This window comes from Streptomyces sp. NPDC001153, assembly GCF_053598315.1.
Genome location: NZ_JBSFJZ010000043.1, coordinates 22239 through 45823, shown reverse-complemented (window position 1 = coordinate 45823; position 23585 = coordinate 22239). Strand labels below are relative to the sequence as shown.

At 69.3% G+C, this 23585-nt stretch carries 24 protein-coding genes and 1 pseudogene; 15 read left to right on the top strand and 10 right to left on the bottom strand.

Features of this window, described 5'->3' with window-relative positions; genetic code table 11:
* Positions 1 to 214 precede the first annotated feature (214 nt).
* Complete coding sequence (locus ACWDEN_RS37010) at positions 215 to 1141, bottom strand: dihydrodipicolinate synthase family protein (RefSeq protein ID WP_351607239.1); 927 nt, start codon at positions 1139 to 1141, stop codon at positions 215 to 217.
* Positions 1142 to 1212: 71 nt separating this feature from the next.
* Between ACWDEN_RS37010 and ACWDEN_RS37005 the strand changes: the two genes are divergently transcribed.
* Positions 1213 to 2166 carry a LysR family transcriptional regulator gene (locus tag ACWDEN_RS37005; RefSeq protein WP_450862303.1) on the top strand — a complete coding sequence of 318 codons (954 nt, stop codon included), beginning with the start codon at positions 1213 to 1215 and terminating at the stop codon, positions 2164 to 2166.
* A 46-nt stretch (positions 2167 to 2212) separates the two neighbouring features.
* Positions 2213 to 2353, top strand: a pseudogene (locus tag ACWDEN_RS37000) (IS5/IS1182 family transposase); the annotation flags it as partial.
* Between the two features lie 404 nt (positions 2354 to 2757).
* Here the strand turns inward: ACWDEN_RS37000 and ACWDEN_RS36995 are convergent.
* Positions 2758 to 3324 (bottom strand): TetR/AcrR family transcriptional regulator, encoded by a 567-nt coding sequence (locus ACWDEN_RS36995; protein ID WP_351607233.1) that lies wholly within the window; start codon positions 3322 to 3324, stop codon positions 2758 to 2760.
* A 146-nt stretch (positions 3325 to 3470) separates the two neighbouring features.
* On the opposite strand from ACWDEN_RS36995, the gene ACWDEN_RS36990 reads away from it, so the two are divergent.
* The 6 genes from ACWDEN_RS36990 to ACWDEN_RS36965 all read left to right on the top strand — a co-directional run bounded on the left by ACWDEN_RS36990 (position 3471) and on the right by ACWDEN_RS36965 (position 9724).
* On the top strand, positions 3471 to 4940 hold the full coding sequence (locus ACWDEN_RS36990) for an MFS transporter (protein WP_450862300.1): 1470 nt from the start codon (positions 3471 to 3473) through the stop codon (positions 4938 to 4940).
* A 258-nt stretch (positions 4941 to 5198) separates the two neighbouring features.
* A complete protein-coding gene (locus tag ACWDEN_RS36985; protein ID WP_450862298.1) occupies positions 5199 to 6047 on the top strand; it encodes an oxidoreductase in 849 nt (282 codons plus the stop codon).
* 277 nt (positions 6048 to 6324) lie between these two features.
* The gene (locus ACWDEN_RS36980; protein ID WP_351607313.1) at positions 6325 to 6516 is read left to right on the top strand and encodes an SDR family oxidoreductase; all 192 of its coding nucleotides are present in this window, start codon (positions 6325 to 6327) and stop codon (positions 6514 to 6516) included.
* 452 nt (positions 6517 to 6968) lie between these two features.
* Positions 6969 to 7979: an SDR family oxidoreductase gene (locus ACWDEN_RS36975; protein ID WP_450862297.1), complete on the top strand. Its 1011-nt coding sequence runs from the start codon at positions 6969 to 6971 to the stop codon at positions 7977 to 7979.
* An 83-nt stretch (positions 7980 to 8062) separates the two neighbouring features.
* The gene (locus ACWDEN_RS36970) at positions 8063 to 8458 is read left to right on the top strand and encodes a VOC family protein (protein WP_351607225.1); all 396 of its coding nucleotides are present in this window, start codon (positions 8063 to 8065) and stop codon (positions 8456 to 8458) included.
* A gap of 282 nt (positions 8459 to 8740) precedes the next feature.
* Positions 8741 to 9724 carry a BtrH N-terminal domain-containing protein gene (locus tag ACWDEN_RS36965; protein WP_351607222.1) on the top strand — a complete coding sequence of 328 codons (984 nt, stop codon included), beginning with the start codon at positions 8741 to 8743 and terminating at the stop codon, positions 9722 to 9724.
* A gap of 243 nt (positions 9725 to 9967) precedes the next feature.
* Here ACWDEN_RS36965 and ACWDEN_RS36960 read toward each other — a convergent pair whose 3' ends face one another.
* The gene (locus ACWDEN_RS36960) at positions 9968 to 10129 is read right to left on the bottom strand and encodes a DUF6417 family protein (RefSeq protein ID WP_351607220.1); all 162 of its coding nucleotides are present in this window, start codon (positions 10127 to 10129) and stop codon (positions 9968 to 9970) included.
* A gap of 317 nt (positions 10130 to 10446) precedes the next feature.
* Complete coding sequence (locus tag ACWDEN_RS36955) at positions 10447 to 10644, bottom strand: solute carrier family 23 protein (protein WP_351607217.1); 198 nt, start codon at positions 10642 to 10644, stop codon at positions 10447 to 10449.
* A gap of 328 nt (positions 10645 to 10972) precedes the next feature.
* Between ACWDEN_RS36955 and ACWDEN_RS36950 the strand changes: the two genes are divergently transcribed.
* Entirely contained in the window at positions 10973 to 11188 is a 216-nt protein-coding gene (locus ACWDEN_RS36950; RefSeq protein ID WP_351607216.1) for a hypothetical protein, read from the top strand.
* A gap of 6 nt (positions 11189 to 11194) precedes the next feature.
* On the opposite strand, the gene ACWDEN_RS36945 is transcribed toward ACWDEN_RS36950, so the two are convergent.
* The 5 genes from ACWDEN_RS36945 to ACWDEN_RS36925 all read right to left on the bottom strand — a co-directional run bounded on the left by ACWDEN_RS36945 (position 11195) and on the right by ACWDEN_RS36925 (position 16511).
* Entirely contained in the window at positions 11195 to 12541 is a 1347-nt protein-coding gene (locus tag ACWDEN_RS36945; RefSeq protein WP_351607213.1) for a nucleobase:cation symporter-2 family protein, read from the bottom strand.
* Between the two features lie 929 nt (positions 12542 to 13470).
* A complete protein-coding gene (locus ACWDEN_RS36940) occupies positions 13471 to 13740 on the bottom strand; it encodes a hypothetical protein (RefSeq protein ID WP_351607211.1) in 270 nt (89 codons plus the stop codon).
* A gap of 371 nt (positions 13741 to 14111) precedes the next feature.
* Positions 14112 to 14810, bottom strand: coding sequence for a response regulator transcription factor (locus ACWDEN_RS36935; protein WP_351607209.1), 699 nt, complete (start codon positions 14808 to 14810; stop codon positions 14112 to 14114).
* A complete protein-coding gene (locus ACWDEN_RS36930) occupies positions 14807 to 15976 on the bottom strand; it encodes a sensor histidine kinase (RefSeq protein WP_351607207.1) in 1170 nt (389 codons plus the stop codon). The genes ACWDEN_RS36935 and ACWDEN_RS36930 overlap by 4 nt, the downstream gene beginning before the upstream one ends.
* Before the next feature lie 19 nt (positions 15977 to 15995).
* Positions 15996 to 16511, bottom strand: coding sequence for a DUF1453 domain-containing protein (locus tag ACWDEN_RS36925; RefSeq protein ID WP_351607205.1), 516 nt, complete (start codon positions 16509 to 16511; stop codon positions 15996 to 15998).
* Positions 16512 to 16793: 282 nt separating this feature from the next.
* Between ACWDEN_RS36925 and ACWDEN_RS36920 the strand changes: the two genes are divergently transcribed.
* The 3 genes from ACWDEN_RS36920 to ACWDEN_RS36910 are packed head-to-tail and all read left to right on the top strand — an operon-like array spanning position 16794 to position 18967.
* On the top strand, positions 16794 to 17501 hold the full coding sequence (locus tag ACWDEN_RS36920) for a VC0807 family protein (RefSeq protein WP_351607203.1): 708 nt from the start codon (positions 16794 to 16796) through the stop codon (positions 17499 to 17501).
* Between the two features lie 39 nt (positions 17502 to 17540).
* On the top strand, positions 17541 to 17756 hold the full coding sequence (locus tag ACWDEN_RS36915; protein WP_450862293.1) for a ferredoxin: 216 nt from the start codon (positions 17541 to 17543) through the stop codon (positions 17754 to 17756).
* Positions 17753 to 18967 (top strand): FAD-dependent oxidoreductase, encoded by a 1215-nt coding sequence (locus ACWDEN_RS36910; protein WP_450862291.1) that lies wholly within the window; start codon positions 17753 to 17755, stop codon positions 18965 to 18967. The genes ACWDEN_RS36915 and ACWDEN_RS36910 overlap by 4 nt, the downstream gene beginning before the upstream one ends.
* A gap of 620 nt (positions 18968 to 19587) precedes the next feature.
* Here ACWDEN_RS36910 and ACWDEN_RS36905 read toward each other — a convergent pair.
* Complete coding sequence (locus tag ACWDEN_RS36905; protein ID WP_450862289.1) at positions 19588 to 19965, bottom strand: hypothetical protein; 378 nt, start codon at positions 19963 to 19965, stop codon at positions 19588 to 19590.
* A gap of 280 nt (positions 19966 to 20245) precedes the next feature.
* Here ACWDEN_RS36905 and ACWDEN_RS36900 point away from each other — a divergent pair, with 280 nt between their 5' ends.
* From ACWDEN_RS36900 to ACWDEN_RS36890, 3 genes are all read left to right on the top strand, one after another.
* The gene (locus ACWDEN_RS36900) at positions 20246 to 20737 is read left to right on the top strand and encodes a hypothetical protein (RefSeq protein ID WP_450862288.1); all 492 of its coding nucleotides are present in this window, start codon (positions 20246 to 20248) and stop codon (positions 20735 to 20737) included.
* 714 nt (positions 20738 to 21451) lie between these two features.
* Complete coding sequence (locus ACWDEN_RS36895) at positions 21452 to 22009, top strand: hypothetical protein (RefSeq protein WP_450862287.1); 558 nt, start codon at positions 21452 to 21454, stop codon at positions 22007 to 22009.
* A 688-nt stretch (positions 22010 to 22697) separates the two neighbouring features.
* Positions 22698 to 23567: a helix-turn-helix domain-containing protein gene (locus ACWDEN_RS36890; protein WP_351607194.1), complete on the top strand. Its 870-nt coding sequence runs from the start codon at positions 22698 to 22700 to the stop codon at positions 23565 to 23567.
* Positions 23568 to 23585: the final 18 nt, after the last annotated feature.

Below are 23585 nucleotides of genomic sequence, written 5' to 3'. Positions count from 1 at the left end.
TGCTGTCGGAACGCTGCTCCTTGCCGCGTACGAAGCCATGCGGTTCGTCCGCCGCGTCGTCGAGCAGCAGACCACGCGGCAGCTGACCCTGATCGACCGGTTGATCACCGACGAGCAATGCCCATGTAGGGCGTGTGGTGGCGCGGGAGCGGGCGGGCGCAATCGGCTTGCATCGTCGTGCACGAATTCCCCCTCGGGGGACCATGTGCCTGTGTCAGGCCGCGGCCTCTTGGTGGGCTTGGTGGCTCCGGGCGGTGGCCAGGTCTGCCGCCCGCCGGACCGAATCGGCGGAGGCGGCCAGCAGCGGCAGCCGGACGGCCGGGCTGGGGATGCGGCCCTGGGCGTGCAACACCCCCTTGATAACGGTCGGGTTCGGTTCGGCGAAGAGCGCGGCGGACAGCCGGGCCAGCTCGGCTCCCAGCCTGCGGGCCGGTCCGGCGGCGTCGCGCTGCCACAGCGAGATCAGCTCGGCGAAGTCAGCGGTGCGGACGTTGGCCGACGCCAGGATGCCTCCGCGCGCGCCTGCCGCGAGCAGCGGCGAGATGACGGCGTCATCGCCGCCGAGCACCGCGAAGCCCGGTGCCGACGAGCCGAGCAGTTCCATCGCGGCCGCGTCGATCGCACCGGTCGCGTACTTGACCCCGACGACCTGCGGCAGGTGCCCGAGCGCGTTCAGGGTGCTGGTGCTGAGGGGCTGAGCGGTGCGGTACGGGATGTCGTAGACGACCAGCGGCAGGCCCCCGTGTTCGGCGAGCGCCGTGAAGTGTGCCAGCGTTCCCGCCTCGCCGGGCCGGGTGTAGGGCGGCGCGGGAACCAGCGCCGCGGTCACGTCACCGCTCTGAGCGAGCTCCCGCAGTGTCGTGATGGCGGAGGCGGTGTCGTTGGTGCCGACGCCGACGATCAGCGGAGCTCCGTGTGCCCGGCAGGCGGCCGAGCAGATGCGGACCACGGCCTGCTTCTCCTCGGTGGTCAGCGTGGCCGCCTCCGCGGTAGTGCCCAGGGCAACGAGTCCGCGCGCCCCGCCGACTGACAGTGCCTCATTGGCGAGCCGGGCGAGCGCGTCCGGGGCAAGGCGCAGGTCGTCGGTGAACGGGGTCACCAAGGGGACAAACAGGCCGGTGAGGTTCGCTTCGGGCTTCATGCGCCCAGCCTGACCGACACAAACCCAATAGATCCAGTTCATGTTTCTTCGCTAATACGTAAGCTCACCTTATGCTCGATGTCCGACGTCTTCACCTGCTGCGCGAACTGGACCGACGCGGCACCATCGCGGCCGTCGCCGAGGCGCTGACCTTCACCGCCTCGGCCGTCTCCCAGCAGCTGAGCGTGCTCGAGCGCGAGGCGGGCGTACCCCTGCTGGAACGAAGTGGCAGACGGGTGGTGCTCACCCCCGCGGGCCGCGCCCTCGTCACCCACGCCGACGCCGTCCTCGAACGCCTCGAACTGGCGGTCTCCGAGCTGGCCGGGGCACGCGAGGGCATCGGCGGGCCGCTGCGGATCGGGACGTTTCCCTCTGGCGGCCCCGCGATCGTGCCCGCCACGCTGGCCGAACTGGCCCGGCGGCATCCCGCGCTGGAACCGATGGTGCAGGAGATCGACTCGGCGCGGGTCTCCGACGGCCTACGTGCCGGCGAACTCGACGTGGCCCTCGTCCACGACTACGACTTCGTGCCCGCGTCCCCGGACACCACGGTCGACCAGGTGCCCCTGTTGGAGGAGCCGATGTACCTGGCAACGGGCGACTCCACCGACACCGATCCCGCAAGAGGTCCCGCCGCCCGCGGCGACACGCTGGCGGAACTGCTCGGACCGTGGGCCGCGTCCCCATGGATCACGGCCCGGGACGGTACGACCGGTCACGCGATGGCCGTACGCGCCTGCCAGGCGGCCGGTTTCCAGCCGCGCATCCGCCATCAGGTCAACGATTTCCGTACGGTCCTGGCACTGGCCGCCATCGGGCAAGGCGCCGGGTTCGTACCGGAGATGGCCACCGCACACGCCCCCGAGGGCGTGGTCCTGACCCGGCTGCCCCTCTTCCGCCGTTCGAAGGTCGCCTTCCGCGCGGGCGGCGGCACGCACCCGGCGATCGCAGCATTCGTGGCGGCGGCGCGAACAGCGGTGGGCGCCACGGGGCCTACCTCCTTACCGATCGCTTCAGTGAGTTGAGTCGCGGGTCCTGTGCTCGGCGATCTTGGTCGAGCGGGTGTCCGGAGTGCGTACTGGTCTTGTTCCTGACGACCTGTGGGAGCGGGTGGCCTCGCTGCTGCCGCCCGCTCCCGCACGGCGCCGCCGCTGCCCCGGTCGGCTGCCTGTTCCCGGCAGGGCAGCACTCGCCGGCGTCATGTACGTGCTGTTCGAACGACGCGCCGATCTCCACCAGGGCCTGCTCGAACTGGCCTGCAGCCTCATACGCCTCCGCCGCCTGCGAACCTCATTCTGAAACGATCAGTTACCCACCCGTCGCCTGGTCTCGGAAGATTTCGCCGAGCCTATCCGGCAGATCCCGTCCGACTCGATGTGCCAGACCGGTTGGGACGCTTCCAACACACTCGCGCGGTGGTGCGCATCCAACCGGTGCGCATCGTGCATCTGGTGCGCAGCACGAAGCGCACCCCAGTCCGCCGGTTTGCGCATCCACTCGGTGGCCTATGCGCACGGGTGCTGCCAGCGGTGCGGGAGTGGCGCATCGGGTGGGCTCGATGGGGTGGAGCGGGCCAGTTGAGCGCGCAGCATTACCCCTTGCGGACCAGGTCGAGGTCACAGCAATCGGTCGACCAGCCCATCGACGTAGTCCGGGGTGAGCGGGCCCCTGCCGAGCAAGACGCGGATATACATCGGGGCCAGGATGTGGTCCAGCACGCCGAACGCGTCGGGTGCGTGCTCGCCGCGTTCGCGGGCGCGATCGAGCATGGACTGCAGTTGCCGGGTGCGTTCGGCGAGGAGGTCGTCAAGCGCCTGCAGGCCCTGCTGACCGTTGCTGGACAGGGCGACGGCCAGGCGCAGCAACGCCAGGCCGTCGGGTCCGGTGATCTCGCGGGCCACGTTGGCCGCGTAAGTGCGCAGGTCGCCGGCCAGGCTCCCGGTGTCGGGCATCGGCGACTGCGCGTTGAGGCGGGTGAGTGCCACGTCGGTGAGCAGGGTTTCCAGGCTGCCCCACCGGCGGTAGATGCTGCTGTCGGCCACGCCCGCGCGGGCTGCGACCTCGCCGACGGTGAAGTTGCCGTAGCCGCGCTCGCTGATCAGGTCGGTGACGGCCTGGTGCACCTTCATGCCGACGCGGGCGCTGCGCCCGCCGGGCCGCCGGGCTCGCTGTCGCTCGTTCATGCCCCCACCTTAACGCAGTCGTGACTTGCGTTTGCGAGGCAACCCTCCTTACAGTCGCCTAACGCAGCCACTGGCTGCTTTAGAGCGCCCGGAGGCTGACCGCGTCGGCCGTGGAGAGGCGCAACCAACGATGGAGAGGACTCCCCATGGCTGCATCGTCTGCGGCCGCAGGCAGTCGCCCAAACCGGGCCGTGCTGCTCACGGTGACCTGCTTAGGCCAATTCATGGTCCTGCTCGACAACACGATTGTGGGAGCAGCGCTGCCCGATATGCAGCACCGGCTGCACACTCAGCTGACCGGTCTGCAGTGGATCGTCGACGCGTACGTACTGCTGGTCGCCATGCTCCTGCTGTCCGGCGGTGTCTTCGCCGACCGGTTCGGCCGCAAGCGCGTGTACCTGACCGGCGTGGCGGTGTTCACCACCGCGTCGGTGCTGTGCAGCCTCGCGCCCTCGGTCGGCTGGCTGGTCGCCGGGCGGGCGCTGCAGGGGATCGGAGCCGCGGCGCTGAGCCCTGCCTCGCTGGCCCTGATCGCCGCCGCCCATCCCGTGCCGCAAGAACGAATCAAGGCGATCGGGCTGTGGGCCGGATTCAGCGGAATCGGCCTGGCCGCAGGCCCCGTGGCCGGCGGCATGCTGACAGATGCCTTCGGCTGGCCCGCCATCTTCCTGGTCAATCTGCCCATCGGCGTGGTCCTTGTGCTGGTCGGTCTGCGCAGCCTTGAAGAGGCCCGCAATCCGAGCGCCCCCGCGATCGATGGTCCGGGGACGGTGCTGTCCGTTCCGGGGGTGGGGGCGTTGACCTACGGGCTGATCGAGGGTGGTGCCCGCGGCTGGACGTCGCCGGTGATCCTGGGCAGCTTCACCGTCGCGGTGATCCTCCTCGCCGCCTTCGCCGCCGTCGAAGCGCGTCGTTCCGCTCCGATGCTGCCGCTGCGGCTGTTCCGGCAGCGGCTGTTCACCGTGTCCAACACCGCCATGGTCGTGGTGGGGTTCGCGCTCATGGGTTCGTCGTTCTTCTTCTCCCAGTTCTTCGTGTACGTCCAGGGCAGCTCGATCCTGCGTGCCGGACTGCAGACCCTGCCGGCATCCCTCGCCATGGTGATCGTCAGCCCGTACGCGGGCCGGCTCGCCGCCCGGTACGGCTTCCGAATCGTGGCGACCACCGGCCTGGCCCTGGCCGGCCTGGGACTGCTGGCGCTCGGCATGGTGCACGCCAACACCGGCTACGGGAACGTGTGGTGGCGGCTGGGAGTCGTCGGCATCGGCTTCGCCCTGACCATGTCCCCACTGACGGGAGCCGCCATCCAAGCAGTCGGCCCGCAGGAAGGCGGCCTCGCATCAGGCATCAGCAGCACCACCCGGCAGATCGGCGCGGTGCTCGGCGTGGCGGTGCTCGGAGCCATCGTCCGCACCCGGCAATCCGGCGGCGCCTCCTTCGAGACCGGCCTCAACAGCGCCTTCCTCGCTGCCGGCACGGTCACTTTGGCCACCGCCGTGTTCACCGGCCTGTGGCTGGCGAGGTCCGGGCCCGCGGACGGCTCCGCGGCGCCGCGACGTTCCACCGGCCCAGGTACGGTCACCACCTCGAACGAGGCATCTGCGAACAGCCGTTGACGGCGACACCGACCATGGCCGGGAGACGTTCCGCCGCAGGCCGTCGCGGCCCTGTGGCAACGCGCCGTCGACCGCGATGACGCCTCGCCCGACACCGACGCGGACGACGTCATCGGCATCCTCTTCGGGCCACTCATCTCCCGCAGGCTCACCGGCCACTACGACCTCACGGACAAGCGCCGAGAAGCTCACGCGCACTGCCCTCGACGGGTTTATGCGCTCCACCGTCTGACACTTCCGATTCCCACGGAGAGACACATGTCCCGCACCTTTCTCATCACCGGCGTGAGCAGCGGCCTCGGCCGCGCCTTCGCCACCGCCGCCCTCGAGGCCGGCCACACCGTCATCGGCACCGTCCGGAACCCGGACCAGATCGCCGCCTTCGAGCACTTCGCTCCGGGCCGCGCTCACGCCCGCGTGCTGGACGTCACCGACACCGATGCCATCGCGCCGACCGTCGCAGCGATCGAGGACAAGGTGGGCCCCATCGACGTACTCGTCAACAACGCCGGCTACGGCGTCGAGGGCACCTTCGAGGAAACCCCGCCCGACACCTTCCGCCACCAGTTCGACGTCAACGTCTTCGGCGTCATCGCGGTCACCCAAGCCGTTCTGCCCCGCATGCGCGAGCGCCGTGCCGGGCACATCCTGTTCGTGACCTCCATGGGCGGTCTGCGCGCGTTCCCTGGCCTGGCCGCCTATCACGGCTCCAAGTTCGCCGTAGAGGGCATTGCGGCCACGCTCGCCCTGGAGGTCGCACCATTCGGCATCCACGTCACGGCGATCGAGCCCGGCTCCTTCCGCACCGACTGGGCCGGCCGCTCCATGCACCGCGTAGAGAGCACCATCGCCGACTACGACCCGATCTTCGCCCCGATCCGCGAACGCCGCCTCGACATGCGCGGTCAGCAGCTCGGCGATCCCGCCCAAGCCGGCCGCGCCCTGCTCGCCATCGTGGAGGCCGAAAAGCCGCCGACCCACCTCATCCTCGGCAGCGACGCCCTCCGCCTCGTCGCCGAGGCCCGCTCCGCCTTCGATGCGGAGACAGCCGCCTGGAACGAGCTGTCGAAGTCCACCGACCACCCCGACGGGGAACAGATCGCGTGAGAGCCGCCGAGCGTCTCTGACGCGTAAACAACTGGAGGTAGAGGCGGTTCCGAGCGAGACTGTTGGCCCGGTCGGGACCATGCCCGCCGAGCTTCGTTCGACCCGTTCATGCGGAAACGGCGTCCATCGGGTCGAGAGTGACGCAGAAGCCGAGTTCGTTGAGCCGGGAGACTGCGGCTCGGCTCGGCGTGCGGCCCGTTCGGGATCCCGCCGGGTGAAGTAGTCGCCGCCCAGGCCGTGGTAGGGCACCGGTACCGTCCGTCCCAGGCCCGCCCCCCTGGGTACTACGCCCTCCCCCGGCCACTCCACTCCAGACGGGCCGCTGGCCGAGGCCATGCTCAAGTGGCTGGCCCTACCGCGTACCGGCAGCCGGCGGGAGATCGCCGCCCTGGTCTCGTACCTCACGGGGCCAGTGGCGGCCTTTGTCACCGGAGCCAGCCTCACGATCGACGGCGGCTTCACCGCGTAGCGGCCGGGCTGGTCTGGATGCTTGTGCCGCGACCGTGCAGTGATCGGGGGCAGACCGCGATACCCGGCGCCGAACCGAATCCACGCCGGTCACGGTCAAGTGCCCGCCGGGGCCGAGCGTTGGCCGCTCCTGTACCTGCGGTCCGCGGCATCACGAACTCGTGCCAGATACACCGCTGTGCGAGACACAACCGCTCATACCGCCGTGGGACCATGCTCGCGGCGAGGGCAGTGCTACGGTTCCGGTAGGCGAAGCGCGGCGTCGGAACGCTTCGCCAGTCACTGCGGTGCCCCTGAGGCGCGAGTACCGGAACGCATCCGGTCGAGGTTGAGCGCCCTGTAGCACCGCGTTGCACGTCAGCCGGGCTGTAACCGGCTCCTGGTCGTTTCGCGGGTCGCCTGACGTGCCTGTGCTCACCCTCGCCGGAGCTGATCCTGCGAGAGGAGCACATCATGACCACTCTGGTCATCGGAGCCCGAGGTGGCGTCGGTCGCCATGTCGTGGACCAACTGCTCGCTGTCGGCGAACCCGTTCGTGCCTCTGTGCGCGACCCTCGGGCTGGAGCCGACCTGCCGGACGCGGCCGAAGTCGTGACCGCCGACCTCACCCGGCTCGACACCCTGCGCCCCGCACTCGACGGCGTGCGCCGGGTGTTTCTCTACGCCCCGCCGGCCAGCGCCGAAGGCTTTGCCACAGTGGCCGCCGAGGCAGGCCTTGAACGCGTCGTACTGCTCTCCTCCGGCAGTGTTCTGCTGCCGGGCATGGAGCACAACGCGATCGCCCAGGAGCACCGTGCGGTCGAGGACGCACTGTCAGCCGCCGGCCTGCCCTGGACGCCGGTGCGGCCCCTGGTCCTGGCAAGCAACAGCCTGCGCTGGGCGGGGTCGATCAGGTCGAGCGGCACGGTGCGGCTGGTCCACCCCGGCGCCGTCACGGCGCCGGTCCACGAACGCGACGTCGCAGCCGTCGCGGTCACGGCGCTGCGTGTCGGTGCCGAGGATGCGGTGGCGACCGATCCATCGAGCGCGGCCGTGCTGACAGGACCCGAACTGATGTCGCAGCGCCGCCAGGTGGAACAGATCGGGCAGGCGATCGGCAGGACTCTGCGCATCGAGGAACTCTCCCCGGACCAGGCCCGCGAGCGCTACGGTCGCTCTTCCGACCCGGCAACTGTCGAAGCGATCTTGCAGTTCCTTTCCCTGGCCGCGACCGGCGGTAGCCGTGTACACCGACCGTGCGGCGTGTGCTGGGTCGGCCCGGCCACAGCTTCGCGCACTGGGCCCGCGACCACGCAAAGGACTTCGGCTGAGGGCCCACGGCCGCTGAACCCCCCGGGGCGCGGGCATGCCACAGCGATCAGCACCTGTCCTGGGCGGTGCCACGGCCCCGGGGTTTCGACTGATGGCGATCAGCGGGCGGTCATGCGGACCGCCATCAGTTCGCCAAGACTCATCGCGCGATGAGGACAGTTTCTGACCTCATTGACGTCTACTGTCGCGGCATCGGCCGGGATGCGGTATCCACGGCAGGAGGGAAGGGGACACCCATGCTGCGAGGGCTTACCACCGTCAGTTTCTGGGCCGCTGATCTGGCGGCGGCGAAGAGCTGGTACACGGAACTACTGGGGGTGGAGCCGTACTTCGAGCGGCCGGGGTACGCCGAGTTCCGGCTCGGCGACTACCAGCACGAGCTGGGGCTGATCGACAGTCGCTACGCGCCCGCAGAGGCGGGGACGCGGCCGGGCGGTGCTGTCGTGTACTGGCATGTCGACGATGTGAGCGCGGCTCTCGGAAGGCTGCTGTCCCTGGGGGCGAAGGAGTACGAGCCACTCACGGAGCGCGGTGCGGGGTTCGTCACCGCCTCCGTGACCGATCCCTTCGGGAACATCCTGGGCGTGATGTACAACCGGCACTACCTCGATGTGCTGGGCACACGCGGGTAACGACAGGGGTGCAGCGAGGGGAACGGCCGGGCCGTGTGCTCCGCCCCATTGGGACGTGGATGACGGGCACATGGGGTCCTCCCCGCCGACGCGGGCGCGCTCCGTCAGTCACGAGACCGATGTCCCACGAACCAGTTCAGACGCTGTGCCTGCCAACCGGCGAACCAGGCACATGGGCGTGGCTGGGTCCCGTCGGCGGGTCATGCCTGGGACGCGGTGGTCTGTCACGCCCATCTGCGGCGTCGTCGGCAGGTTCGGCAGGTGAGGGGAAGAATGAGCGGCATGGCCATGGTGAAAGACATCGACGTCCGCGGCATGCAGCACTGCGAGACGACGGCGCTGGGCGTGCTACTGCGGCATGTGGGACTCGACTTGTCCGAGCCCATGCTGTTCGGGCTAGGCTCCGGGTTGTCCTTCATCTACTGGGACAGCAGAGCCATGGGTTTTCCCTTCCTGGGAGGCCGGGTCAAGCCGTTCGAACTCACCAGGAACCTGGCCGCCGCCCTCGGGCTTGAGCTGCTGGTCGAAGAGACCACCTCCCCGCGCAAGGCATGGCACAACGTGGCGGCACCCATCGACGCCGGTCGGCCGGTCGGGCTGCAACTCGACAGCTACCACCTGGACTACTTCAGCACCAAGGTGCACTTCGGTGGTCACGTCGTGGCCATGTACGGCTACGACGAACAGGACGCCTACCTGGTGGACACCGACCCGCAGGGCGGAGCCGTCTCCACCAGTCTCGCCAGCCTGGCCAGAGCCAGGGCCGAACGCGGCCCCATGACCGCCAAGCACCGCTCCTTCACCATCACAGCGCCCAGCAGCCCGAAGCCACTGCAGGACCGGATCATCCCCGCGATCAAGATCTGCGCCGACGCCTTCCTGAACCCGCCCATCGCGAATCTGGGCCACCGGGGCATCGAGAAGACCGCCAAGCAAGTGCCGAAGTGGCTGGAACGCAGTGACAGTCCGCAGGAAGACCTGCCGCGGACCGCCGTCCTCATGGAGAGGGCCGGCACCGGCGGCGCCCTGTTCCGGAATCTCTACCGGGACTTCCTCGCCGAGTGCGCCCCGCTGATCAACAGCAGCCACCTGCGCACCGGCCACAGCCTGTATGCCGAGGCCGCCACCCTCTGGACACAAGTGGCCGTACTCATCGCGGCAACAGGCGAATCCGGCGACGCGAAGAACCTCATACAAGCCGGCTCCATCCTCCACGAGCTCTCGCGCATCGAACGCGATGCGATGCAGGCCCTCAGCCTGCTCTAGGGCCTGTCCGGCGGGTAATGCGCGGAGCCAGAGTCCCCGCAGCTCGTCCAGGTCGGGGAGGTGGGCTACGGGGAGGGAGTTGAGCAGATCGGGCTGGGCAGCGCGGAGGCTGGGTGGGGCCTGGGGCCGGCACCAAGAGTGCGGCGGGCTGACACAGGACCGTCGTACGGGCAGTGTTACAGCCGCAGAGGGCGTGCGAAAGCCGCTGCGGGCTGCCAGGAGAGGGGCGGCAGACCGGGCGCCTCAGCTTGAGCGGTTCGACCGCCCGCTGCCCACCTGCCGGCCGACGCGGAAGACGACGCCGTATTCGCGGCCGAAGCGGTTGTCCTCCGCAGCGGACGCGCCCACCGAGCGCAGGTGGAAGGCGTAGGCCACCGACTCGATCTGTTCCTCGTTCAGGTACAACCCAGAGGCTGCCGAACTGGCGCGCGGTGCGCACCTTCTCCTCCAGGCCGTCGGCCGGCGGCACCCGCAGCCGGGCACCGAGGCGGCACACGTACAGGCGCAGTGCGTCCAGCTCCGAGCGGCGCAGCTCGACCAGCCGCTCACCGTGAGGCGGCCCGACGGGCCGGCGGTCGGGGGCGGGGCCGGCCTCGGCGTGGACCACCACATCCCGGCCCTGCCCCATCAGCCGGGCCGCCCACACAACAAGCCCGCCCTCACACGCGGACAGCGGCGGTGAAGGTCGCCCCCTGGACGAATGGCAGCCGCGCTCCGATCCGTCAGAAACCCCAGGCTTGGATGATCGTGGCGATGCCCGCGGTGAACAGGTCCGCGTTGATCGGGTAGACGAGTTCCTCGGCCGAGAGATCGAGCGCGTTGCCCAGCACGATCGGTACCACCACCGCGCCGTCGTAACACGCCAGGACGTGCTGGAAGCCGTACAGCGAGAGTTTCGCGATCGGGAGTAGTTCGTCCACAGGGTGAAGCGGGCTCTGCGTTCTTCGGTGTGAAGCGAAGGTTGCCAGCTCTGCCTTGCCTTCAAGGTGGGTGAACGAGAGGTGCGTGGAGGAGGGGTGCGTGAGCGGTCACGGATGTCGGATGGGCCTGTCGGACGCAGTCAGAAGGGCCACACACTCCCGGGGCGGCTCGACAGAGCGCGGGCACGGTCGACCCGTCCTCGGTCCGGCGCAGGTGACAGACCGCCATTTCCTGCAGGAAGACCGGCCCGTGGCCCACGGTTCCATGGACCCCCCGGGGTGATCGGTTTGAGACTTCGCCGGTGGCAGGTCTCGCCGCATTCCGGTCATGCCACGGCGTGCAGATAGCGGGCCCGCCCGCCCCAACGGCCGGGGCAGCTCGGCGACAGTCGGCTGGGCGCGCTCGGCCTGGCTCCCGGAGAACTTCTGCCCGGGTGGCCGGCCGACGCCGGCGAAGGCCGGCCTGATCGAGCTGTTACGGCTGCTCGACCAGACCCGCGCCTCCGGTGTCGTGATGAGCCCGCGCGAGGAATCGGCCTGCTGACCGGGATCAGCTCACGTTCTTCACCTGCTCCGGGACCGCGATCTGCTCCGGGACCGCGATCTGCTCCTCCGGCCCGTGTGCGGGCGGGACCTCGTGACTTCGGCCCAGGTGATGGAAGAGCAGGTTCAGCGTGACGGCCATCAGGCAGCCTGCCGAGATGCCCGAGCTCAGCACGGTCGCGACCTGCTCGGGGAAGGCATGGTAGAAGTCAGGGAAGGCGATCGGGAAGATCCCGAAGGCCAGGCTGACCGCCACGATGACCGCGTTCGATCCGGCACTCAGGTCCGCCTTGCCGAGCGTGCGGATGCCCGCCACCGCCACCGAGCCGAAGAGCACCACGCCCGCCCCGCCGAGCACCGGCTGCGGCACCAGCGAGACCAGCGCGCCGACCGGTGGCAGCAGACCCATCACGATCAAAAAGACCCCGGCCAGCGCGACCACGTATCTGCTGCGGATCTTGGTCAGCGCCACCAGCCCGATGTTCTGTGCGAAGGCCGAGCAGATGAAGCCGTTGAACACCCCACCGAACGCCGTCGCCAGCCCGTCCGCGCGCAGGCCGCCCGCGATCGTGCGGTCGTCCGCGGGCCGCTCCACGACCTCACCGAGCGCGATCATGTCGGCGGTGGACTCGGTCATCGAGACCACCATCACCACCAGCATGGAGATGATCGAGGCCGCCTCGAAGCGAGGTGCACCGAAGGCGAACGGGTGCGGCAGTTCGAAGACCGGCAGGCTGCTGAGCGCGTGCATGTCGACCTTGCCGAGCGGGATCGCCGCGAGGGTGCCGACCAGCAGGCCGAGCAGGATCGAGATCCGTTGCAGGAAGCCGTGCAGGAAGCGGTTGAAGAGCAGCACGGCGACCAGCGTGAGCCCCGCGAGGCCCAGATTGACCAGCGAACCGTAGTCCGCCGCATGGGAGTTGCCGCCCTGCGCCCAGTTTCCGGCCACCGGGAGCAGTGAGATCCCGATCAGCGTGATCACCGTGCCGCTGACCACCGGCGGGAAGAACCTGACGAGCCGGCAGAAGACCGGGGCCAGCAGGAAGCAGCAGAGCCCCGCGATCAGGGTGGAGCCGAAGATCAGCGGCAGCGCGGCGCCCTTCTTCGCCCCGACCACGGCAAGGATCGGTGAGACGACGGCGAAGGAAACGCCGTTGACGAAGGGCAGCCGCGAGCCGATCCGCCAGACGCCCAGCGTCTGCAGGAGGGTGGCGACGCCTGCGATGACCAGGCTGGCGGCGAGCAGGGTGGTGAGCTGCGCGGCGGTCAGTCCGGCCGCTGCGCCGATGATCAGCGGTGGCGCGGCCACCCCGGCGTACATGCTGGCTACGTGCTGGAGCGCGACGGTCGCCATCCGGCCGGGTGGCAGTACCTCGTCGACGGGATGCCGTGACGCCTCAGTCTCAAGCGATGTCTGGCCTTCCACCTGCTGTTCCTCCACATCTGGCAGTGGCTTCGGGCCCGGGAACGACTACCGAGCTGCGGGACGAGCGCGGTGACGCTGGGACGACCCCGGCGGACGGCAGTGTCGTCATCCACCCGCCGGAGCTGCCAGAACAGATCCGACCCATAAGGAAATCCACAATGCGGAATCGCGATTCCGCGTTCAACGAAATGTAGAAAGCGTCCCCCGGGTCGTCAATGCCTCCTACTCGACCGACACACACTGGGCGCAAGTCTGGAGTTTCCTCCAACGGCCACTCGGCGCTGCTTCCAAGGGGGAGCCGGGACCTCCACCGACGGGGCGTTCGACACCTCCGGGCGGCGGGCTGGGGTCGCAGCAGAATGTCCTCCCCGCCGACGCGAGAGTGCTCCGATTCACGGTGAACGTCATCCCGGACCCCGACCATGCGGAGCCCGCCGACACCCTGAAGTGACGCGCAACGAGCACCTGGTGCTGGCCCACGCGGTGCACTCCGCCCTCTGAGCGCACCGGTAGCCGCACCGTCGTGCGGTCGGGGTGCGCACCTGATGCGGTGGCCGGGCCGGTTGAGGGCGACGCAGTTCTCTTTGACACGGACCGTGGTCAAGGAGAAGTGCGGCGGGTGCGCATCGGGGGGTGCGCGGCATAGCCCCCGGCGATGCTGTGCACTCCTGGCTGGTGGACTCCACTCGGTGGAGTGGATGCCGGGCATCGTCGGTGCGCACGACGACATCGGGTTCGCCCGGTGGCCGGCCGCCCGGCCTCGGTGCGGTCCGGGCTGCTGCAGGTGGTGCGCCTGCTGGTCGTCCTCACGCACCGGGGCGTGGGCGACGAGCTGCGTCGGCATCGCCCTGGTCGGCTTAGCGGTCCGCGCGGGCGCAGGAGTCGTCAGCCGCCTCGGCAAACGCGTCCTGGAGGTGACACAGCCGCTCGGCCGTGAGATCCAATGCTTCCACGTCCGTGCGGGACTCCCCCAAAGCCCGCAGCGCCGTCAGGTCGATCGCCTCCCCAGGCTCAGCCTCCGGCTCCTGGCCGCCGTGCTCGGGGCCGGCGACCAGGGGCCCGAGCAACTCCTCGGGCATCGCCGCCTGCTGATGCGCGACGACGTCGTACGCCTGGGAGTCTTGCACGCGGCCTTGCACGACCGTACGCGCCACAGTCACTCGTTCCCGAAGGTGTCCCAGACCGCCTTGGCGAGCGCGGAGACCGCACCACCGACTGCGGCCACGGCGGCCTTCCTCAGGAGTTGGCGGCGCAGATCCGCCTCTGGTTTTGGTCACGAGGCGTGGCAGCACTCGGGCACGACTCTGGGAGGCACCTTGCGGGTGGAGCGGCGCTGCGCGGTTGTGTCCGAGGTCCGCGTTGACCACTGACGATTCGGTCGTGGTGGCGCAAGGGCGGCTCCGGCCACAGGATCTCTCGAAGGGCCCACTCCCCTCAGCTGAGGCTGTGCCATGAAATCTAGGCTCTACAGGTGCCGTGACGAGATTTCAGCCTGCCTCTATTTCTCCTGGTAATGGTGGCGCAGGGCATAGCGGACGGCGTCGGCGCGGGAGTGCAGGTCCGCCTTGGCGAACAGGTTGTTGATGTGCGTCTTCACCGTGGCCTCGCTGATCACCAGTCGCGCCGCGATCTCCGGGTTGCGCAGGCCCTCGCCGATCAGCCCGAGTATCTCGCGTTCCCGCGCGGTCAGGTTGGCGGTCCGGTCGTCGGGCGGGGACGGGGCGGTGGCCGGTTGCGGAGTGGCCGGTGTGGGCGCGGGTCGGGAGGCGAGGGTCAGCAGGCGGCGCTGTACCTCGGGGGCGAGCACGGTCTGGCCCTGGGCCGCGGTGCGCACGGCGTTCAGGATCGTGTTGCGATCGGCCTCCTTGGTCAGGTAGCCGTTCGCACCGGCCTGCAGCGCGGCCAGGATGGACTCGTCGTCGTCGAAGGTGGTCAGCACGAGGATGTTGCTGTCCGGTCGGTCCCGGCGGATCCGCTGCGTCGCCTCCACGCCGTCCATGACCGGCATGTTGAGGTCCATCAGCAGCACGTCGGGATGGTGCCCCTCGGCGGCCGCGACCGCTTCCGCGCCGTTGGCCGCGGTGGCCACCACGGTCACGTCCTCGGCGAGGTCGAGCATGACCGCGAGGGCCTCGCGGATGGTCGCCTGGTCGTCGACGACCACCAGGGTGATGGCGGCGGTGCGGTTGCCGGTCATCGGGGCAGCTCCAGTTCCACGGTCCAGCCGCCCTCCCGGGTCGGCTCCGCCTGCAGGGTCCCGCCCAGCAGGGCGGCGCGTTCGCGCATGCCGACCAGGCCGACCCCGGTGCCGCCGGCCAGCTCGCCTCGGCGGGGCCCGGTTGCGGGCCCGTTGCGCACGGTCAGCGTGACGCGGTCGGCGGTGAGGGCCAGGCGCATGCTGCGCTCCGCGCCTGGAGCGTACTTGGCCGCATTGGTGAGCGCCTCCTGCGCGGCCCGGACGACCGTGTGCGTCGCCTCGGCACCGATGGCATCGCTTTTACCACCCGCACCGGTGATCGCGAAGTCGACCCCGTGCTGTTCGGCGAGTTGGCGCAGTGTGTCCGGCAGCGGCAGGGTGTCCTCGCGCAGGGCGTGCACCGCGCGGCGGGTCTCGCCGATACTGTCCACGGCGAGCGCGCGAGCCCGGCGCACGGCCGCTGTTGCCTCCTCCTCTCGGCCGCCCTCGTGCAGCGCGTCGGCCAGGTCCAGTTGCATCGCGATCCCGGACAGCGAGTGGCCGAGCACATCGTGGATCTCGCGGGCGATGCGTCCGCGTTCGATCAGCGCGGCCTCGCGTGCCTCGGACTCCCGGGCGCGCTGGGCCTCCTCAGCCGCGTGCTCGGCGCTGCGCAGCGCGTCGAGCCGGTACCGCGTGGACATTCCGATGTAGACGGGCAGACCGACGGACAATAAAGCCCACCACGGCCACTGCGGTGCGTCAGGCACCCGGAGTTGGACGAGCCAGGTTGCGCCGGTCGCGACGAGCGAACCGGTCACGGCGACACCGATGGCGGCCCGGGGGGAGTCGAGCTTCCGGCCCGCCGTTGACGCGGCGATGTACGGGAGGAGCGAGGCCGCGTCGGTCGCGTGTACGAGCGGCAGCAGCATCGAACCGGACAGCATCGAGGCGGTTGTCGCGGCGAGCTGCTGACGGTTGCTCAGTCGGGTCAACGGGAACAGCGATCCGACCGCGCCGATCGAGGCGAGGACGAACAGCGGCAGCGCGAGAGTGGGCAGCAGGATGCGGCGGGACGGCCACTGGGCGATGGTCAGGGTGATCGCGACGATGGTAAGGACCGGCCGGACCGCTTCGTCCCAGAAGGGCCCGGTCGGAGCCGTCGGCCGCTTTTCGGTGCTGGTCATCGTGGCGGGGTCCAGATCGTCAGTGGTGGTCGCGAGGCGCCTCGGATCGAGTGTTCCATCCGGACACCTGGTTCTGACCCCACATCACTTGATGGCCGCGGCGCATCGATCGGTAGAGGGCCGCCAGGCCCTCGGCCAGGATGCCCAGCCCGAGGGTGAGCAGCAGGCCGTCGCCGATCGTGCCCGCGTTCTTCGGGTCGAGCGAGTGGAGTGCGAACTTTCCGCCGAACCCGACCGCCAGGTTCAGTGCCCACAGCGCTGCCGTGATGCCCGTGTACTGGACGAAGGCGTAGCCGTCGTGCCGGGAGATGCGCATGCTGGCGCCGCGCAGTGCTCCGAAGGCGACGCTGATCGCCGTGGCGGCGGCCAGGTACAGCACGGACGACGGTGTGCGGACCACCCCGGACACTTCCGACAAGCCGATCAGGCCCAGCACGGCCGGCAGCACCAGCATCCGCTTGCCCTGTGCCGGCTCCCCCGCCATGCGGCGGACCAGCAGGTAGCCCACCGCCGCCACGACCAACACGATCTCCACCGGACCGCTCACCTCAATCGCCTCCGCTGATCCGCACGTTCGAAGTGCTCTGGCGGAGAAGCTAGAACCTCCCGGCACGGACGTCCTGCGGCGAGTGGTGTAGATCCGGGTGGAGACGACTCCACCCGGATCTACGGCGGACGCCGCATGTCCGGCACCGCGGACTGACATAGCGTCGGCATCGTTCGAAACGGGAAATTCCGCCGGCTGTCGCTGCCTTCATTTCCCGGCCCGGAAAAGAACGTCAACCCTCCTCCTGCCCATTCACGACTGGGAGTTCCCATGTCCTCGAACCCGTCCGGTCCGGCTGCCCGCACCGAAACCGGCACCAGCGCACGGCGGTCCGGCTCCGTGATGCGTGCGATGGTCTCCACGCTCTTCTACGATGTCGGCCTTTCGGTCATCGCCTACTTCGCCGCCGAACTGCTCGGTGCGAACACCTATCTCGCGCTGCTGGCAGGCACCGTCGTCGCCGGCTTACGCGTGCTCTGGGTGGCGATCCGGCAGCGCCGCATCGACCCGTTCGCGCTGTTCCTGGTCTTCCTGTTCGGCGCGAGTCTGCTGCTGAGTTTCACCACGGGTGACGCCCGGTTCGTCCTCGCCAAGGACTCGGCGCAGTCCGCCACAGCCGGCTTGGTGCTCGTCGGCAGCTGCCTCGTCAGGCGTCCTCTCGCCTACTACGCCGCCCTGCGATTCGCCCGCGAGGCCGGCTCGGAGCAGGCGGCACAGTTCCGGGCCACCGCGGATACGAGCGCCATGCGGGCCCGCTGGCGCCGCGTCACCCTGGTCTGGGGCACCACGCTGCTGATCGACGCCGCGCTGCGCATCGCAGCCGTCTACCTGCTGCCGATCCGAGTCGCATCCAACGTCTCGCAGCTGCTCATGGTCACCTTCATGGGCGGGCTGACGCTGTGGACCGTCTGGTCGATGAAGAGAGAGCAGGCCGAGCTCGGGAAGGCCGGGCCGCAGCGCGACACAGCCGGCTCCTGACGGATGCGACGGTCATCGCCACCGGGAAGGGAGCTTGTCATGCGGGTCGTTGTCGACCTGAACCGCTGCCAGAGCTACGGGCAGTGCGTGTACGCGGCGCCGAAGGTGTTCCGGTTCCGGGGCACGGAGTCGCTGGAGTACGACCACGTGCCGGACCCGGAGTCCGACCGGGCCGCGGAGCGGGCCGCTGTGGCCTGCCCGATGCGGGCGATCACCCTGGGTCGGGCGGCCGGCGTCGGAGAGGTGTGGGAATGACCGGCCCGAACCGAGGGAGCCTCCGGCGGATTGTCATCATCGGCGCGTCGCCGGCGGGCCTGCACACCGCGGAGTCGCTGCGGGCGAACGGGGTCACCGGCGCGCTCGTGCTGATCGGTGACGAGCCGCACGAACCCTACGACCGCCCGCCGCTGTCCAAGGCGGTGCTGTCCGGATGGATCGGCACCGACCGGGTGCAGCTGCCGCGGAGCCGGGACCTGAACGCCCGCTGGCTGCTCGGCGTGGCCGCGACCGGGCTCGAGCGGCCCGACCGCTCCGTGCACCTCGCCGACGACCACTCCGTCCGCTTCGACGCGCTCGTCATCGCCACCGGATGCCGGGTCCGGCCCTGGCCGGTCGCCGACGAGGCCGCGCTCGGCGGGGTGCATGTGCTGCGGGGCCGCGACGACGCCGACCGGTTGCGCGCCGACCTCGCCGCCGGGCCGTTCCGGGTGCTCGTCATCGGCGGCGGCTTCACCAGCTCGGAGGTGGCGTCGAGCTGCCGGGACCTCGGCATCCCAGTCACCGTTACCCACCGCGGCACCGCGCCGCCGGCGGGCGCGCTCGGCGGGACCGTCGGGGCGGTCATCGGGCGCGGCAGCGGGCGCACGGGGTGGACCTGCGCCTCGGCACCACCGTCAGCGCGCTGGAGAGCGGTACCAACGGCCGGCTGCGGCGGGCCCGGCTGTCCAACGGGGATGACGTCGAGGCCGATGTCGCCACGTCGAGACTGCGTTCCTCAAGCGGATCTACGTGCTGTTCTTCATCGAGCACGGCACCAGGCTCGTCCACATCGCAGGGGCCACGGCGAACCCGACGGTTTCGTGGGTCGCCCAGCAGGCCCGGAACCTGGTCATGGATCTGGGCGACAGAGCCGAACAGGTGCGGTTCCTCATCCGAGACGCGACGCGAAGTTCACCGGTGCCTTCCATGAGGTGTTCACCTCACTTGGTGCCCGGGTGATCCGGACACCGGTCCGTGCACCGTGGGCGAACGCAATCGCCGAACGCTGGGTCGGCACCGTCAGGCGCGAATGCACCGACCGGCACCTGATCTACAACGAGCAGCACCTGCGCGGGGTGCTCACCGCTTACGAGCACCACTACAACACCCATCGCCCGCACCGGGCACGAGACCGGCGACCGCCTCAACCGCTACCGGCGGCTCCGGCCGACCTGAATCACGTCTGGCTCACGCAGCCAAGCCGTTGACGGACCACCGGCCTCAACTGCAACGGCAACCCGCTCAACCCGTTCCCGGGCGTCGCGCCGAAGCACGCCGACGACCTGCGCCGCACCATCCGCCTCGCCGGTCTGCTCGGGGTGAGACACGTCGTCACCATGTCCGGCACCCCGGGCTCCGACCCCGATGCCAAGTACCCCTCCTGGGTGCCGGCGAGTGCCCGACCCAGAAGCCGTTTGAGGCCTGGTGAGCCATCGATTGCTGGGCACCAGAAGCGGCTGACGAGTTCCGCATATCGTGTCCCGTCCCGTCAGGCCAGCCGGGGGCCGCGGCCACCTTGCGTCCTGTGGGTACGGGATCGGCAAACGCCCTCCGTGGCGTGTGTCCGGGTCGTGCTTCCGCACCATGGCCTGTTCAACGTCAGCGTGCCCTCGCACGCTCCGTTCGGGGTGAGCGGCTTGGTGAAGATGAGGACATCCTCATGCTGGATCACCGCGAGCGGGATGCCCCGGCGGCTGGCGTCGCGCAAGCTCTTCATCTGGAACAACGACGGCCGGGTGATCATACGGCTGTCGCGGATGCCCGCGAGGAGGGCCACGCAGCGTTCGGTGGGAGTCAGGCCGGCGGCTTTCCCGGCGGCCAGGACTGCCTACGGCAAGTCGATGAGTTCACGGCGTTCGCGCCACGGGCGGGTGGTGAACACGACAGCGCCGCCAGGCCTCAGCATCAAACGACACTGGGCGAGGATTTCGGTGAAGGCGTCCAGGAGCCGGTCGGTGGAGACGTGGGCGAGGTTGGAGCGGTCGTGGCTGTAGCGGTAGTCCTTCTTGACAACGCCGCGTTCACCGGTGTCGCGGCTGGAGCGGACCTGCCCGTACACGGAGCTTCCGTACGGCGGTGAGGTCACCACGAGGTTTACCTCGCCGTGGAGGGCGGCGGGGATGAGCTGGGTGAGTTTTCGGGCGTCGCCGCAGTGCACGGCGCCGGCGCTGGTGCCGTCCAGAGCGGCCACATCTCCGGCATCCATGTGATCCGCAGCCGTGGCGGCGATCACGTTCGGGGACCGCATTGGCCGCGGCGAACAGTTACATACCGCCTTCTTGCAGCGACCAACTTGGCGCCAAACGACCCGCTGAAGGGCCTCGCTGAGATATTCCGCATAACGGACATTTAAGTGGATGGCATACCTCACACTTTCATAGTTCATTGTTCAACTAAATGAGGAGTAGTGTCACGAGTGCCTGATCCAAGGCGGCCACTGCCACTCGCTTCGGCGGGTTGCATGGTGTTCAAGGAGGAAAAAAATCATGGGTTACAGGATTGTGCGCCGCGTAGCTGTCGCAGCCGCCTCTGTGGCGGTCGCGGCAGCGGGACTCCTCGCCGCAGGGGGACCAGCCTCGGCAGCGACCGTCACGAGTAGCGAACCGGCGGCTGCCCTCGCGTCTCACTCGGCGCAGTACACCAACGCCCTTGAAAACAGGAACGGACACCGGAGCGAAGGCCGAGGTTGGCACGACGACCACGGCCGCGACTCCTGGGTCCGCCGGGTCGATGAGAATCGTAGCCCGGCCCGCCGCTATGACGGCGACGGCCAGCGCGCCGACCGCGAGATCCTCCGCTGGTACAACGACCAGATCTCGTGGTTCCGTGACAACGACGGAAACCGCTACCAGGTGCGGCGGCATGAGGAGCATGCCTACCGTTGGGACCACCGCCGTTGGCTCCTGTGGACCACCGGGGACACCGGATTCCGTGACGTCCGCGAGCACCGCAACGAAGGCTACGCCCACCACGGGTAGGCAGCCGATGAACACAGGCCCGACGTCGGCACCGACGGCCGCCGCAGTCCGTCACTCCCGGGTTCCTGACGCCTCTCGGGATACCTGGCCCATGCGGGCAGCGGAAAGAAGGACCGTAACAAGAGCCGCCCTAACCAGTGCGGATCGATGACACCTGCGCCGGATCAGGGGAACCGGCACAGGAACCACCGGTTTTGGTGGAGCCGGTGACGCGCAGGGGACGTCGACGACGCCGTACCCTGCGGTGGGGGCGCCTCGCCAGTCGCCATGAGCGGCGGCGGCTGACACAGCGACAGCGCCCCCACACAGTCCAGCGGGTGCTGCGCAACAACGCACCGCACGCTGGTCACAAATCGGCAACCGACGGTTTGTCGCTGACGCAGTCCTGAGTAACTGGCCGATCTCCGCTGGGTCCGGGCCGTCGGCATCGGCGGCCTCCTGGCGCCTGCCCAGCAGCTTCTATGAACGCCGTCGCCGCTGGGTCGGCGTCGAGAAAACGGGACGCTCACACCCCATGAGCGGGCGGCACTCGCGCTCGCGGAAGCGGTCAACAGCCCAGCGGGCGCCTTCGCGCAAGTCAGCTCTCGCGCACTCGCCGCACGCGCTGAGCAAGGGCGAGATCTTGGCGTCGACCTCGCCCGTCGGCACCCTGTCGGTCTTCGACTTCCAGACGCCCATTCCGTACCGTTCGGGACGGAGCGCACCGGATGGCTGATGACGAACATGGACTCCGGGATCGAGCAACCTCGGGCCAGCGGAGCCAATGTCATCGTCTCGCCCTTCCCCGCCCCGGTGGGCCGAGACGCGGTCATCCAGTTTCCCGGTGGGGTCAACACTCAGTTGTACTGGCACACCACACCACCGGCCTACAAGCCGCTGCAGACCGTCCCGGAAAACCGCGTGTACCTGCCGCCGGATGCAGTCAGCGCCTTTCTGCGCTCCTACCTGAAGTTCACCAGCGGCGTGGTCGAGTCCGATGCTCCAAAGGCGAATGCGAGCGAGATCGGTCAGCCCTCGCAGACGTTCCGCAGGATCCGCCTCACCTCTCCCTTCGGCAGGACCGTCATCTCGGTGACCAACGGACACCTGCCCTACCCGTACAGGCATGAGACCACGGGGTACAAGGTCGCGAACCTCGCGACGACACTGAGCAAGGCCAAGGCCGCCGGCCGCCACGGTGCTGTCCGGTCCCCACCTCTCGGGCGGCCGCCACAGCGCCATCGCCGAGTTTCCCGGTCATTCAGCGGCACGGCCCTCATAAGATCAACCTGAAACCGTCAACCAGCCGACTGGCGTTCACCTCGGTCTGAACGCATGAACGGTGCCGAATGAGACGGAAACTGAGACGGTACGACGGATGGCTGCGCACTCCTCACCAGGTGGATGTCGCGAGCCTCGCGTCAGGGGGCAACGCTACTTACGACATGGCAGCGCTTGCGAAGGAGCGCAAGCTGGGGGGAGTGCAGGGAGATACCTGGCGATCCATCAGGCGAGGCGAGCTGTACCTATCACATCGAGGGCCGCCGGCGGTTGCGGCGACAGGAAGACCTCACCGGCTTCGCATCCGCGCCCACCGCGGGGGCGAGAGTCTCTTCCTCGAGCGCGGATACGAACAGGTCCGCATCCCGCGAGATCGAGCCAGCCGTGCCCTGAGGCCGGAGACAGCGAGCAGGGGGCGGGCGGCCGCTGATTCAGCGCTTCACAGTTCCAACCCTGAATGCGAGGCAGCCGTGATCAGGAGCCGCAGCGGCACTTTCCGCGGCAACCAGTTCGGCAACACTCATGGTGATGGGTGCCCTGCGATCACATTCGCAGGTCCGTGAGATCACGGGCTCCCGCTGACCGACCCTTTTCCCAGGCAGCGGAAGCGGGAGCCGGGCGCGCGGAACCATATCTGCCCTCGACGCAGCAATTAGTTTATAATTCAATTTCTGGCGAGACGCTGCAAGGAGGTCGTACCGTGGCAGAGCTCGGACTCGCCGACACGCTGGGTATCCTGCGGCAGCCCGGCGTAGAGCCGCAGCACAGCAGCGCAGGGCTCGGTTGGGATCACCTCTACCTCTCCTGCCAGAAGGAACAGCCCTACCGCGCTCGCTTCGAACCGGCCCCCACCCACCTGCTGATCCTGCATCTCAGCGGACCGGTGACCGTCCGCAGGGGCCAGGGGCCGAAGGCGCGGTCGCGGGCGGTCCCACGCGGTGGGCTGTTCGTGCAGTCAGCTGGCCAAACGCTGTCCGTGGAACTCGCCGGACGGCTCGACACCGTGCACGTCTATCTGAGCGACGAGGCGTTGCGCGAGGCCAACGACGGGCGGCCGGTCCAGCTGTCCGAGGACCTGGGTGCCGTCGATCCGTTGGCCGAACAGCTCGTCCTGGCCTTGGCGGGGGTTGCACGGGATTGGCAGCCGTCGGCGCGCACCTACGTCGACCACCTCGCCGGCATGCTCGCCGCGCAGCTCGTACGGCGGCACGCTGCCGGGCCCGCCGAGCCGCCTCCCGGCCCGTCCGGATTGAGCGACCGGCAGCTTGTGGCGGTCAGGGAGCTCATGGAGGATCGGCTCGCCGAGGCACTGCCGATCGCGGATCTGGCCGCCGCCGCCTCACTGAGCCGCAGCCAGTTCACCCGGCAGTTCAGGGCGAGCACCGGACAGTCGCCGCACCAGTACCTGCTCGCGCTGCGCCTGGAGCAGGCATGCCGAATGCTGCGCACGGGTTCCGCCCCCATCGGGCAGGTGGCGGTCGAATGTGGTTTCTCGCACCAGGAACACCTGACACGAGCGATGCGCGCCAGGCTGGGGACCACCCCGGCCGCCCTGCGCCGCGCGGGTTGAGAGGTGAAGGGGCACCCC